The sequence below is a fragment of the Arthrobacter koreensis genome, assembly GCF_009193255.1.
GTDB classification, from domain to species: domain Bacteria; phylum Actinomycetota; class Actinomycetes; order Actinomycetales; family Micrococcaceae; genus Arthrobacter_B; species Arthrobacter_B koreensis.
Genome location: NZ_WACG01000005.1, coordinates 334366 through 349387 on the forward strand (window position 1 = coordinate 334366; position 15022 = coordinate 349387).

At 59.0% G+C, this 15022-nt stretch carries 6 protein-coding genes; 4 read left to right on the plus strand and 2 right to left on the minus strand.

Features of this window, described 5'->3' with window-relative positions:
* The first annotated feature begins 22 nt into the window (after positions 1–22).
* From GD628_RS12255 to drmB, 4 genes are read left to right on the plus strand one after another with little or no spacing between them, the layout of a single operon-like run.
* Positions 23–4687 carry a DEAD/DEAH box helicase gene (locus GD628_RS12255; RefSeq protein WP_152274890.1) on the plus strand — a complete coding sequence of 1555 codons (4665 nt, stop codon included), beginning with the start codon at positions 23–25 and terminating at the stop codon, positions 4685–4687.
* Positions 4677–6479: a UvrD family DEAD/DEAH box helicase gene (locus GD628_RS12260; RefSeq protein WP_152274891.1), complete on the plus strand. Its 1803-nt coding sequence runs from the start codon at positions 4677–4679 to the stop codon at positions 6477–6479. Before GD628_RS12255 ends, GD628_RS12260 begins: the two co-directional genes overlap by 11 nt.
* Entirely contained in the window at positions 6470–9697 is a 3228-nt protein-coding gene (locus GD628_RS12265) for a helicase-related protein (RefSeq protein ID WP_226802520.1), read from the plus strand. Before GD628_RS12260 ends, GD628_RS12265 begins: the two co-directional genes overlap by 10 nt.
* Positions 9690–11759: a DUF1998 domain-containing protein gene (gene drmB / locus GD628_RS12270; protein ID WP_152274892.1), complete on the plus strand. Its 2070-nt coding sequence runs from the start codon at positions 9690–9692 to the stop codon at positions 11757–11759. The genes GD628_RS12265 and drmB overlap by 8 nt, the downstream gene beginning before the upstream one ends.
* A gap of 38 nt (positions 11760–11797) precedes the next feature.
* Here the strand turns inward: drmB and GD628_RS12275 are convergent, their stop codons facing one another.
* Together GD628_RS12275 and GD628_RS12280 are read right to left on the minus strand one after the other, a co-directional pair.
* Positions 11798–12727, minus strand: coding sequence for a protein NO VEIN domain-containing protein (locus GD628_RS12275; RefSeq protein WP_193313261.1), 930 nt, complete (start codon positions 12725–12727; stop codon positions 11798–11800).
* Between the two features lie 99 nt (positions 12728–12826).
* Positions 12827–15004, minus strand: coding sequence for a 3'-5' exonuclease (locus GD628_RS12280; RefSeq protein WP_226802521.1), 2178 nt, complete (start codon positions 15002–15004; stop codon positions 12827–12829).
* Positions 15005–15022 lie beyond the last annotated feature (18 nt).

Here is a 15022-nt window from a genome sequence, read left to right on the forward strand (position 1 = left end):
TCCGGGGGGAAGTTAACAAAATATGGATGGCATCAGCACAAGCCAGTGGCAGAGCGTCGAAAGCGAACTGGCTAAGTTCGTCTTGAATGATTCCAGGAAGGCGCTGGAATCATTTCGTGTCCGCCCCGAGCTCGTTAGAGAACAAGGCAACATTGAGCAGGCGACGGTTCAGGGTGGCTATGGCCGCAAACAGCTCAACGAGCTGATCCAGAACGCCGCAGACGCTATGGACGGCTTGGAAGGCCGAATCCGTGTTGTGCTCACGGCCGATGCTCTGTACTGCGCGAATGAAGGCATGCCGTTCCAGCGTTCAGGCTACGCTGCTTTGCTGCTCTCGCACTCATCGTCGAAACGAGACGATCAAATCGGCCGATTTGGCCTCGGGTTCAAGTCCGTACTGCAGATTACGGATACCCCACACATCTTTAGCCGGACGGCTTCGGTCCGGTGGGACAAGGCACAAAGCGAATCCGTCCTCGCTGAGATTGCGCCAGGGCTCAGCGATTATCCCGTCCTACGCCTGGCAACACCCGTCGATCCCTTCGAAGCCGCTGCAAAAGACGCCCTGCTGGCAGATCTCATGACCTGGGCATCCACTGTTGTCAAACTTCCTTTGAAACCCAACATCACATGGCTGTCCGAAGAACTAAAAGACTTCCCGCCCGAATTCCTTCTGTTCTCTGACCAGATCGGAAGGCTTGAGTTCGACGACGAGCGCGAGGCCACCAGTACCCACTGGACGGCCACACGGGCAGGCTCACGCGTCACTTTGAGCGACGGCAGCGACTCCAGCGAATGGCGCGTTTTCACGGCAAAACACGTGTTTAGTGAAACAGCGAAGTCCGACGCGGGCAGCATCGTGGCCCGAGATGATGCCAAGGTTGTCTGGGCAGTGCCGATGGCCGGCAAAGCGCGTCAGAACCTGGGCAGCTTCTGGAATTATTTTCCAACAACCTCGCAGACCACTCTGCGCGGAATCGTCAACGCTCCGTTCAAGATGAACGAAGACCGGCACAACATGCTTCGGAGCGAATACAATCGCGAGATTCTGACTAGAACCCTGCCACGCATGGTCGCGGGGGCACTTCCGGAGCTCTCGCCCGCTGACGATCCAGCCAGTTTCCTGGACTTGTTCCCTGCCCGTGGGCGAGAAGCCCGTTCCTGGGCGGACGAAGTGATCAATCTGCCCGTTATGCAGGCAGTCGCCGCGGTCCCTTCGCTCCCTGACCGGATGGGGCGGCTTCAATCCGCCGCCACGCTTCATGTCCCGCCTGCCCTGGAAGAAGCAACCAGGCTGGAAGAAAAGTGGAATGCCGCCGTCGGCCGGGATCGGCCGTGGGTACATGAGTCAGCGCTGAATAGCCGGACCCGCTCTGCCCAGGTTAATCGCATCCTCGAACTCAATCGCACAAAGCGGACATCTGTCACCGTGTGGCTTGAAGAGGTAGTCGCTGACGGGAGCTTGGACAGCATCGAGAAGGCACTGGAAATCGCGGTCGAAATTGACAAGCGGCACCCAGGGCTGCAGGAAGAGATGCGCCGGAGCAGGGTTGTTCTGGCAGCAGACGGAGAAATGCGTCCGCTGATCACTCGGGATCTCTTCCTGCCCCTGTCCGCCCATGAGACAGAGCCGAAGTTCGTTGCAAATGCCCTCTACGAGCATGGTCACGTAGCTGACTATCTTCGGATTCTCGGATTCCAGGCATTGAATGCGCAGGGAAGAATTGTCCGAATCGCCCGGGAAGTATCCGAGGACTACGACTCCGCAGAAACTGCTGAGTCTCTCTGGCGGATGTCCCGATCCCTCCAAGTGCCAGAAACGCTGCAGATACTCCGTGAGAACACAGACACCGAGCGTCTCCTGGTCAAGTGTAAGAACGGCATGTGGAAGCCGCTACGCCTCGTCTGGCTCCCAGGGGCACTTATCCCGGCGGGTTCACCCGGTGACGAGCATCTGTTGGTGGATGAGCTGTTTCACCGCCCGGATCTCCGCCTTTTGCAGAATCTTGGGGCCCGCACAAACATCGGTGCACCGTCCATGCAACATGCGGGGGTACTTTATGAAACCTGGAAATCGCAGCTGAGTCGCCAGATCTCCCAGGCATCCGCGTCCGGCCCTGAACCGGTTTCTCCCGCCAGCCTAAAGTTCCCTCCGGCTCTTTGCACCGAAGGTCTGGAACTGCTTGCCGACGCTTCCTTTGCTACTCGAGCGAAGGTCACCGAGAGGCTGCTGTCGAATGAGCAGTATCCGGTTTCCGTCCAGTACGGCAGCATCGTCCGTACTTCGGAATCCGTGGATGGTCCTGATCTCTGGTGGATCCGCAACTTTGGCGTTCTCAAAACTCCGTTAGGGCTGGTGGACGTCAAATACTGTGTCGGCCAGCTCCCTGGTTTCCCAGAGATGTTCCTCCCCTATCCGGGAGACATTGCTCAAACCCTCAACCTGCCTACCGATCCCCGAGCGGCCCAGTGGACTTTCGTCCTTCCTGCGGCTGAAAGCAAACTGACCCTGTCCCAAGTCCACCAGCTGTACGGATGCATGGCACGTGCGGGGCTGAAAGCTCCCAAGGAGTTGCTGGTCCCGTTCAAAAACGGAACAACCCGCCATCTCACCTCACACGTCATCCTGGCCGCGGATGAAGCCAGTTTCACATTTCTGCGCTCCCGCCCCAACGTCGCCTGCGTCTACACAGGCAATGATGAACTTGACGCATCGCTCTCACAGATGTGGGGTCTGAATAGGGTTTCTGTATCTTCAAGGACTTCGCTTGAGCATCTTCCTGATGCTGACAAAGAGCCAATCTCGCTGGGCAAGCTCTTCCCACAGATCCACCGTGTCGTCAGTGGTGCCAGGTCCGGCATGCTAGCTGTACCGTGCTCGGAACTTCGAACCGTGGTCAGCAATGACTTCGACGAGACGCGCATAATCACGGACCACAAGTCTCGGATCGAAGACGGCGTATTTTATTACTCGTCGTCACTGCAGCCCCGCAACGTTCTCGCAGCGTTGTTGGAAAGTCTGGGATCGAGACTTTCGGCCCACGAGGTTGCCAGCCGTCTCAAGAAACTGGAAGAAGAACGCAAGCGCCTTGAACGCGAACAGAAAGTCCGTGCGAAGGACACGGAAGCAGGTCGTTTCGTAGCACTGGTGGGTCGGCAGAAGCTCATGAATTTGCTCCCCGCGGAGCTGATTCAGTTGGCGGAGAACCGAGGGCTGATTCTTACCGATGATCTGTTGTTCGCAATAATGCAGACCCTTCACGGCAGCAATCTCCTGAAGGTGACCAAGTCGCTGGTGGATGACGAAGTGGTTGACCCTGAACAGTTCCGAGGCAGCCGTGATGAAAAGGAATTCCTCGAAGATCTTCTAGGGTTTTCGTTTGATCAGTCGGATTCGGTTAAGCGCAGGAAACCCGAACGGGAAGAGGTTACCGGGCCAGTACGTCTGTCGCCTCTTCATGATTACCAGTCAAGTGTCCTCGACAAAGTTCTCCGATTGCTGGACGGCCGCTCCGGCAAAAAGAGAGGCATCCTGCAGCTTCCAACGGGTGCGGGAAAGACCCGTGTCGCCGTCGAATCCGCAATCCGCGACGTAGAGAAGTCCGACGGCAAGCGCGTGATTGTTTGGATCGCTCAGACTGAGGAACTTTGCGAGCAGGCCGTTGAAACGTGGATGTATGTATGGCAGGCCGCTGGCCCCGCCGGGAAGCGGATGGCGGTTAGCCGCCTCTGGGGCGGCAACAAGGCGGCTCCAGAGGAAACCAAGCTCCATCTGGTCGTGGCGACGATCCAAACCCTCGCCAGTATCCAGGAAAACCGACGCCTGACCTACGACTGGATGTCCCGGCCTGACCTCGTCATCATTGATGAGGCCCATGCTGCGACAACCCCGTCCTATACGCGGGTGCTCAGTTGGTTCGGGCGGTCCTACACCGACAACAGCAACCTGCTCCTCGGCTTGTCTGCGACACCCTACCGCGGCGCCAACGAGGCGGAGACGAAACGGTTGGTTAACCGGTTCGGTGGGAATCTCATCGTTCCTGAGCAGTTCGACTCGGATGACGCCCACAACTACCTTCAGCACATGGGCGTTCTCGCGAGCGTCAAACATGTCGAGCTGGAAGGTATCAAGATCCAGCTGAAAGATATGGCAAGCGTTCATAACAGCGACGAGCAGTCGTCGATGCTGGAAGCCAGGCTTGATCTCAATCAGGTCGCGCAGAGCCAGACCCGAAACAACGTGATCCTCGACCACATCAAGAGCCGAGGAAAAGACGGCACCACCTTGGTCTTTGCCGCGTCCGTAGCACACGCTGAGGCCCTGGCCGCGGTACTGTCGTTGGAGGGTCTCCCGGCGGCAGCCATCTCGTCAAAGACGGATGCAGCGCACCGCCGGCGCCTCATTGAGGACTTCCGTAAGGGCCGCATCAAGGTGCTCACGAATTTTGACGTTCTGTCGCAGGGATTTGACGCGCCGAAGGTGGATGCCGTGTACGTTTGTCGTCCGACGTTTTCCCCTAACAAGTACATTCAGATGGTCGGACGTGGACTCCGCGGACCCAAGAACGGTGGAAGCGAGAAAGTCCTGATCGTGAACGTCAGGGACAACCTCGAACAGTACGGCGAGAAACTGGCCTTCACGGAATTCGACTATCTATGGAACGCAGGAACCGTTAGTGCTCACTGATATCAGCCTCGATTCCAGCCAAGAGGCAGTCGCGTCCGCCCCGGCGGAGGAGCGGCAGTTCGTACAAGCAGCAGCGGGACAGGGAAAAACTGAAGTTCTTATTTCTCGGATTTTGTATCTCATGGAGGAAGGTCTCAACCCTGCTGACGAGATCCTTGTCCTGAGCTTCTCTCGGGCAGCCGTAGAAGCGGTCCGCAAACGCGCAAGGAACGCGGATCTGGAAAGCGTGCAGATCAGAACCTTCGACTCTTTCGCCGCGCAGATCCTCCTCGACGAGTCTGAAGCGGACGAGGCCCTCAGCGGATTCTTCGACTCGCGCATTCGCCAGGCTACGCAGCTTCTTAAAGGTGAGAATGTTCCTGACCGTGCTCTCCCCCTGAAACACATCCTTATCGATGAAGCGCAGGATCTTGTTGGCGACCGTGCAGAAATGGTCAAGGCACTTCTTGACGTCTGTGACGAAGACCTCGGATTCACCGTGTTGGGAGACCCGCTTCAGGGTATCTACGATTTCCAGCTTGACGAGTCCGAGTCTCAGCTGAGTTCGGCTGAGTTTGTAGCGGATCTTCAGGAGCGCTACGGAGCCGAATTCAGAAGCCTCGAAAAACACTATAGGGCCCGCTCTGATCAGGCGCGGGAACTCATTGAGATTGGCGACCGCATCAGGGGTATGGATCCCGCCGAGGCCGTGAGGTTGGGGCACCGCCTCCTCGACGAGTTCCGCGTCTCCGAAGGAAACAGCTCATCTCTCCTGGACGAGACCGCGTGCCTGGAACCGGTGGTGGGAACTACCGCGTTGCTGTGTTCTACCAACTACGAAGTGCTTATCAGCAGCGAGGTCCTATGGGAGGCCGGGTACCCTCACGTCGTACGCCGGCGTGCCCAGGATATGAGCGTTGCGCCCTGGGTGTATCGCGTTTTCCGAGACATCCAGGCCCGTCCACAACCACGAGCAACCGTCCTGCAGCTCCTGGAGAACGAAAGATTGGACGAGGACAAGTGGCTGGACCTGAAAACAGCTGAAGGCGACTTCCGATCCTACGATTCACTGGACATCGGTCGCCTGGCCCAGCGTTTGCGCGGACGCTCAGTACCGCTGTCTCTCACGGTTTCGGATCAGGCGCCGCTCACACTCTCGACAGTGCACAGGGCTAAAGGGCTGGAGTTCGACAATGTCTTGTACGTTCCCCCGATGCCGGATTGGCCAGGGTCCGAGAAAGACGAATCAGGACTCAAACAAAAGTACGTGGCATTATCCCGAGCGCGGGAGATGGTTATCACGACTCGGATACCCAAGAACGCTCTGGCCCCGGCGCGCACCGTTGACAGTCCCAGCCGATGGAGTGAGTTCGGTTTCGGAAAGGGAAAGCGCATCTATACCAAACGTCTGGAGTTTCTGAACGATGACGTCGAGTCGGTCTTTCCGGTCGGTGCCGTTGTGGCAGAGAAGTCAGAGGTGCTCCCAACGGAACGAATGACCGAAGACCTCCTCGGACAGCGGGTGACCGGAGAACTATATTCAGACGATTTCGATTCGGTTCCACGCTATCTGCTGCGCCTCGGCAGCGGAGAGATCATCGGCCGCACAAGTGACAGGTTTGGGTATGCACTGAAACGTGCATTCAGTATCCGCCCCGGAAGCAACTGGCCACAGGCCTTCTCAGGCTGCCGGGTAGCTTCCATCGAGTGCGCGTCCGGAAGCCCCGAAGATACTCACTACGCCGGCCTGGGTGACTCGGGCATGTGGTTGCTCCCGCGATTGACCGGTCTCATAACACTTGAATGGAAGTAGGCAAATACATGTCTAATCTCAACGCGAAGTACGCCTTCCGGGCAGAGATGGTCGACCGGCTCGTGGAAGACCTTTACGGCCCTTCTTCACCGGATGAGGTTCTGGCTGAACGTCCCCTCGAACGGTACGTGACCGGAGTTCTCTGGCCAGCCGCGGATGACACGCTCGAAGATGCCCCCGACGAACCGGAGTCAGCCGCCGTCGAGGCAGGCGATTCTGCCGACGACAGCCCAGTCGCCAATGCCAGGCTCACGTATCCGACCAGCCTTGGGCTTACGGTCTCGGTTGACCTGGGCAAGGCCACCTCCATCCGGGTGATACCGCAGGCAGCGCAGTACATACCGACGCTCGCGGCCGTCCAGGATCCCCGCCGGCGTTCAGACTCCTATGAGTGGCGACGTGCTCCAGTTGAGGACCACCACGTAACTATCGATTTGCTGAAGAGCGGCCGGCAGATCACCAATATTGAGAGTGGCGGCCTAGAGCTTTATGCTCTGGTTCGTCCCTCCGAGAATAACGTTGTGACCGTTACGCTCGCTTTGAGAAACCGGCGGCCGAAGCAGGATGGCGAGGACCGTGACCAGGCTTCCTGGTTCCAGGTCGGACTCACCGTGGAAGCGGATGCACCCGCACTCGCCGACCGGTCCAAGCTACGCACTGATGTCTCCCCCGATGAAGATCTTGCCTCATCTGAGTTGCTGTACAGGAATCAGATGGTATTTGGAGCCGGTCACGGATGCGCCGTGACCTGGGACCCAGATGACGTCCACGAAGACCGCTGCAGCAAAGTGTCGACCACCTTCATTCCTCGCCAAGAGGTCTCAAGGTCCATGGCAGGCGATACCCACGCAGACCTCCGTCTCGGTCTCCTGAGCTCCGGGAGCCGCGATGAAGTACTCGAACAGCTCGAAGCACTGGTCAGTGACTACTCAGAGTGGATTTCTGCCACCCGTTCATCGTCAGAAAACGGAGGAGGCCCTTCGGCAGTCCCAGCTCACCTGCACCCGACCGCGGAAAAGCACCTGGATTCAGCAGAGGAGTCCAGGGACCGCATTGCTGCAGGCATTGAGCTTCTCCGTACCAGTGATGAGGCCTTCAACGCCTTTCAGCTTGCCAACCGTGCGATGCACTTCCAGCGCTCCCGCCAGGACTGGGTACGGGCCGGGCGGCCGGGCGAGTTCAGCCTGGGAGACCACCAAAGCTGGCGGCCATTCCAGATTGCTTTCATCCTTCTGAATCTGTCCTCGGTCACTGATGAGGACCATCCTGAACGAGACTTCGCAGACCTCCTATGGTTTCCAACCGGTGGAGGAAAGACTGAGGCTTATCTGGGGCTCATCGCATACTGTCTCCTCCTCCGGCGCCTTCGCGACCCGATGGTCAGCGGAGTAGCAGTGATCATGCGATACACCCTGCGTCTCCTGACCATCCAGCAGTTCGAACGCGCCGCGATGCTCATCTGCTCGCTTGAGCACGTCCGCAAGACTGCTGCGGAAAACCTTGGGGACGCGTCATTTGGCATTGGTCTCTGGGTCGGTGCGGCTGCCACGCCAAACGACACTAAGGAGGCACGGAGAAATCTCGGCAAGCTGCGCAACGGCGAGGACGTAGTCGAAGGCAACCCCTGCCAGATCGAAGCGTGCCCGTGGTGCGGCAGCCGGCTCACCGTAGACAACTACGTCATCGAAAAGCAGCCGTACGAACGGATGAAAGTCAGCTGCCCGAACCGGGACTGTGACTACAGCTCCGGACTGCCGGTGCACATCGTTGACACGGACGTCTATCGGGAGCGCCCCGAGCTCGTTATCGGCACAGTGGATAAGTTCGCCCGCATGGCCTGGAAAGGCGACGTTGCCAATATCTTCGGCCGCGTCCATGCGGGTGAGCCAGGCCCTGATCTCATCATCCAGGATGAGCTGCACTTGATCTCGGGCCCGTTGGGATCCACCGTAGGTTTGTTTGAGACAGCAGTGGATCTTGCTTCCAGCAGCATTGGGCGTGCAGGGGGCGTTGAAGGCGCAGTCCGCCGCCCGAAGGTCATCGCGTCAACCGCAACCATTCGCCGCGCCGACGCGCAGATTCGAGCGGTCTTCAACCGCACCTCGCGTCTTTTCCCGCAGCCCGGGACCGATCCCAACGACTCGTTTTTCGCCGAACAGGCACCCCGTGCAGAGTACGGAACCCGCGAGTATGTAGGGGTCATGGCAGCCGGGACCAGCCATGCAACATTGATGGTGCGTACGTACGCCTCACTGCTCCATTCCGCCGCCGTTCTTGACGGTGACGATGCCACGCGGGACCCCTACTGGACTCTGATGGGCTACTTCAACAGCCTTCGCGTGTTGGGCTCGGCATACCTCCAGGTATACGACGACGTCCGTGCCCGGCTAAAGCTGTTGGCGTCGCGGGAGGGAATTTCCGAGGCTCGTGAAGTCGAACTGTCCGAGCTGACAAGCCGTGTCTCCAGCAACTTGATCCCTGGTGCTCTGAAGTCGCTGGAGACTGGACTCGGGGATGCCCGAACGCCCGACGACGTCGTCCTGGCAACAAACATGATCTCCGTGGGACTCGACGTCGACCGTCTGGGTCTGATGGCTGTCATGGGACAGCCACAGTCCAACGCTGAGTACATTCAGGCAACCAGCCGGGTGGGCCGTAAACACCCTGGGCTGGTAGTGACGATCTTCAATTCGGCGAAGTCCCGGGACCGGTCTCACTATGAGGGATTCATTCCCTACCATCAGGCGCTCTACCGTGCCGTTGAGGCCACCAGCGCCACGCCGTTTGCCGCGCGTTCCAGAGACCGTGCGCTCCATGCCGTCATGGTCTCTGCGCTCCGGATGACGGACCAGCGTCTCCGGGACGATGACCGGCCGGGCAACATCTCGAAGGCCGGCACATCGGTGCAGCAGGTCTTTGAGTTCATTCGTGCTCGAGTCACGGCAATCCAACCCGTGGACGCGGACGCGACGATCTTGGAACTTGAGAATCTTCTCGCGACATGGCGCAAGGAAGCTGCCATCAATCCGAAGCTCCGTTATTGGCTGATGCGTGATCCAGACAATTCTTTGCTTGTCGACTTTGCGAAGGCACTCGAAGACCCGAAGTACCGTCCAACCACAACCAGAACGCCCTGGCCCACACCGTCGAGCATGCGCGATGTAGACGCCGAAACGACACTGCGACCCATTGGGGCCCGGAAGGATGCGAATGCCTAGCAATACTTTCAAAGCACGACGGAGCCAGCTGGTCTCCACCTTCGGCGTCGGCAGCCTCTTCCCCGTAGAAAACAACAGCTTTATGGTCACCAGCATCGACCAGTGGGACGCCGATTACCTCACCCCAGCACCCGAACCCCGGCTGGCAAGCAGCCTCGGTGTGGGGAGGCTGCTTCTGCCTCCGACCGGAAAGCGCGCAAAGGTACCGGTCATCCGTTTTCCGTACGTGCTCACTTGTCCAAAGTGTGGTCGTTTGGGATCGATAAAAGAGCTGCATTCCGACCACCAGGATGCCCTTTGCGGCTTGTGTAAATCCAAGGTTCCGCTCACACCCTCCCGCTTTGTCGTCGCTTGCGAAAACGGGCACTTGGACGATTTTCCCTACGGGTATTGGGTCCACGGCCCAGGCTTTCGGACGGGACCGGATCACGAATTGAGCCTCACCTCCGAGGGGCGGACCTCCTCGCTCGCTGACATGGTGGTGGTCTGTTCCTGCGGCAAACGCAGGACCATGGCAGACGCATTCTCACCCGTGGCGTTGAAGGAGATGAAGTGCTCCGGACGCCGGCTCTGGCTCGGCACAAACTATACCGAGAAAGAGTGTGGGAAGCCTCCCCGCACGGTGCAGCGAGGTGCCTCAAACGTATGGTTCCCTGCTGTCCGTTCAGCGATTTCGATTCCTCCTTATTCTGAGTTCCTCGCAAAACTAGTCAGCATGCGTGCAGACACCTTCAGTCACCCAGATGCACTCACGGACAGAGGGACCCTATCTATCGAGGGGCTGGTGAAAGAGTTTAACGGCCGTTTCACCGTGGATGAGGTGCGCAGCGAAATAAGACGCCAGTTCCACAACGCTGACAGCCAGGAAGAAACCGACGACGACCGTCTGCGCGAGCAGGAATTCCAGGCTCTGATTGCTGGACGCGCTGATCAGCCTGACACGGATTTCGTGGCCGAAACCATGCCTGTTCCCTCCAGCTACCACAACTGGATCCACGCGGTTCGGAAGGTAACCAGGCTCCGGGAAGTCCGGGCACTGTACGGGTTCAGCCGTCTGATGCCGAGTAACCAGGAATCCCCGGACATCAAACTGGCAGCCCTCTTCCCGGAAGACAACAAACAGAGCTGGCTCCCAGCTGTGGAAACGCTGGGTGAAGGTATCTTCATCGCGTTGAACCGGGAGCAGCTGGACAAGTGGGCGGCCACAGACTTCGCCGCTGCCCGGAAACACCAGCTGCAGCACAACATCAACGTCGCAGCGAAACAGCGAAAACAAGACGCGCCCAAGGTCGACATTGTGCAGGTTCTGCTCCATACGCTTGCCCATGTGATGATCGACCAGCTCGCACTGGACGCTGGCTACCCGGCGTCGTCAATTCGGGAAAGGCTGTACTCCGGCGAGGGTGCGGCCGGCATTTTGCTGTACACAGCCTCATCCGACTCCGCCGGCAGCCTCGGCGGCGTAGCGGCCTTGGCACATCCTGAGAGACTCGCACAGGCGTTGGATGAGGGACTGCGCCGGCTGGAATGGTGTTCTGCAGATCCTGTCTGTATCGAATCAACCGGTGCCGGAACGGACGGACGTAACCTGGCTGCCTGCCACTGCTGCGTTTTGATTCCTGAGACCAGCTGTGAACAGTTCAACTCCTACCTTGATCGCGGGCTCCTCTACGGAACGCCGTACACCCCGAAAGGTGGATTCCTGTATTGGCAGACAACGTCCCCTATGGAACAGCCGACAACCGAAGGCACGGACCCGGTTCCGGAAGCAGTCCGTCAAAGTCTCTGGGAAAACATCTACGAAGATGCGAAGGAGCTGCGGGAGCTGATCATCGAACTCGTGGAACTCAAAGTCGCGCCGGATCAGTGGGGACCCGATGTAGGACCGGCCAACGAGTGGATGGTTGATCTTGCCTGGCCGGAACACAGAATAGCCGTAGTAACGGAGACAGACGAAGACCGCGATACCTGGCTCGCAGACCAGGGCTGGAACGTGCTGGAGTTGCCTGACTACGCTCCCGACGACCTGGCTAACGTCATAGTCGGCGAGCTGGAACTCTAGTAGTTGTGGGGCCGGGAGCCGCCCGGCCCCACAACTGTTCAATCCAGGAAATACTCGTAGCTCAGTGGCTTTAGGTTCTCCGGCGAGGGCCGCCAGTCGGGATGAACGTCCATATGGCCGTCCTGAGTAACTATGGAACCGTCCAGCAGCCGTTCCCAGGGGATCTCCGCAACCACCACCAGGTCCGTACGGCTGTATTCATTGGCGTGCGTGACTTCGTTTCGTGTCAGAAGGATCTTTTCCACATAGCCCTGCGACCCTTTGACCTCAACATGCCGGACCTCATCTCCTCGGACAGCATGCAGATCGTATGACCGGTAGGCGCCGACATCCTCCACCGTGTATCCGTTGGACTCATAATGACTGATGGCCTGGCGCACGGCCTGCATCTCGATGGCCTTCTTCAACACGGGGTCCGCGCAGAACCCTGCATATCTCTGCTGCACTCCGTTTTGACCAGGAACAGGCGGGGCAGCCAGCGGCCGGTCGAACCCACCCCAGTCACTGTCCGGCAGCAAATCCGGCATGGCCTCCACGAGCTGCGCCGGGAGCTTGAAGAGATAACCCTGATTCGGTTTCAGCCCGCTGGTCGGATGCCTCTGGAATGGAAAGTACATCGTGAAGCCACCCCGGCCGCCGAATTCTCTGTCCAGCTGCTCTTTGATGCCCAGTATCTGGTCCTCATAAGCGCTCCTCAGATCGGTCAACAGGTACGGGTCTTTCAACGCCCGGTAGCGAGTCAGCGGAATGGTATTGGCCGGCTGGCCTATCCAGTCGCCGGCGCGGTGACGTAGCTCCCCGGCAACGACCGAAGCCCCATACAAGCCCGATTTGTAGCCCTTGGGGTTGTTCTTCCCCACCCAGTGGAGGACGACATCCCCCACTCTGACGTCTTTCATCAAGTCATACCGTGGAGTGTCGGGAGCAATGAGCTCGCTTCCCCAGGACTCCACGTTGATGAGCTCCATCCAGTAACGCTGGTTCGGGTCTCCGTCCCACCAACGTGTAGGTGTGCTCCCCGCGCTTACTGACATGTTTCCCCCATTTGTTTGTAGCCAGTCTTGGTCCTAATGAGCTCCGAGCAGCTCCAGTGGCTTCCCGCTCCAGGACACAACCAGACCGTCACGAGCGCGGGTAGCGGCAACGTACAGCAACGAACGTTCCCGGAGCAGCGCGTCCTGCTGCTCAGCAGGGGCAAGCATCTTGTAGGACGCAGGCAGCGAGTCGGCGGACAGACCGTAGAGAACAACCCGAGTGAATTCCATTCCCTTGGACCGGTGCATGGTCATCACCATCGGAGCATCGGCAGGAGTGGCAGCATCAACGTCCCTCGCCGAAACGCCCCGCTCAGCCAGGCCACTGATCACCTTGGCCGCCTGGCTGTTGTAGCGGACCAAGATCCCAACGGTCCCCAGGTCGACGCCGTCGTTCTTCCAGGAGGTGAGGGTAGCGGCCAGGTTGTCCAGCTCCGCGACCGAGCTCGGTGCCGCCTGTTCCAGAGGCAGGGGGCCCACGCGCGAGGACGTATACCCGGTAACTGTTTCCTGCTCCCCTTCAATGTCCGTCACCGGCGCCCCCTTGAGAAGGCCGACGGCGTAGGCAAGGTTTTGCTGCGTCGTCCGGTAATTGAGCGTGAGGCGCCGAGACCGGCCAACAATGCCTATTCCAAAGCGGGAGAGCGGAACCTTCTGCCCGTAGATCCGCTGGTGGGAATCCTCCGCGATGAACATGTCGTCGGGCCCTTTCCGTACCAGTTCCCGCAGGAAGAGCCAGTGCCCGGCGTGGAGGTCCTGTGCCTCGTCGATCAGCACATGGTGGGCAACCCGCTGAGCGTCTCCCCGCTCGCGAAGAACCCGGGCCGCCAAATGTGCCATCTCAACATAAGTGGCGTGCATTTCGATCCGGTTGTGGTAGCGGTATTCCTCGATAAGTTTCCACACGGCCAGACGCTTGGCGCGGTTCAGTGCGGTGCCCCTGCCTGCACGGGGAACCTTCAAATAGTCGTCCTTGGCGGTGATGAAATTGGGCAGCACGACTGTCTCGTATTCCTGCTGCAGGAACGTCGAGTTCGCCAGCTCAGGCTCCAGCCCGTGATCCACCGCCGCGAGGGCATAGTCCCACTGCTTGGAACTGGCCTCGGTGCCGATCAGGTTCCCGGGTGCAGGAAGATCCAGCCCGAAAACACCCTTCATGGCTTTCCGCTTTTCGCCATCACTTGCGGCGCGGAGAACCCGGGACACCAGCGCGTCGATGCCTACCACCAGGACACCGCTGTCCCCCGGTTTTTCAGCCCGGTGAAGATCATTGTCCAGGCGCTGCAACCCGTTGTTCAGGGACTCGGCAAGAGTCGTTGTGAAGGTGGTCAGTACAACACGAGAACTGGGTTCTGCTTTCGAAAGTGTTCGGGCACGGTGCAGCAGGACAACCGTTTTTCCGGTTCCAGCTCCACCCGACAGGCGGAAAGACCCGTTGTAGTGGCGCTCCGCGTAGATTCGCTGCTCGGGGTGCAGGAACGTGCGCCAGGCGTCGAAATCGCCGCCTTCAATGACTCTCCGCAGTTCCTCGGAGTCCTCCCCAATGAAGGTGAACTGCATCTTAGTGGCGGGATGATCCAGCGCCTTTTTGATCTTTTCTTCTTCACTGGCATCAGGATCAACCGAGCCCTGGTCCAGGGCCAGCTTTTCCTCCACCTCGGAAACAGACAGGCCGGCCGCCAGCTCCAGCAAAGCGGTTGCCTGCCAATCGGGGGCCTCTCCGATGAGGTCGATCAGATGGTCCTCGGATCCGGCGCCGTAAGCTGCACGGACCAGGTCTTCATCCAGTCCAAGCCGGGATACCAGGTCCGCCGGATCCACTCCGGACTCCTGCAGAGGGTTAATCCAGTCCTGAACGGGCTGCGGCTCTTCCGGATGTGGAATCGAAGGGATCTCGTCCTTTTCGACGGGGGCTTCAGGCTCAACCGGGGCAGACTTCCGCAAGACCTCCAGAACACCATTAACGGGGTTGACGGCGAGAACGCTGGAACGGGCAATCTCGATGGCCTGATCATGGGGCCAGGAACCGTAGTAGAAGTAATGCGGCATTGACTCCAGAGAGACTTTGAACAGCACCGCCCGGTAATTGAGATCAATCCGGCCGGTACGCACCCGCGGATCCGCGGGATTATGCATGGGTTCAATGTGCAGGCCGGGAGCGGTGTCATCTTTCTGCAGCTTCTCGAAGAACGCGTAAACCTTGGCCCGCATGGACCCATCTATCTTGTC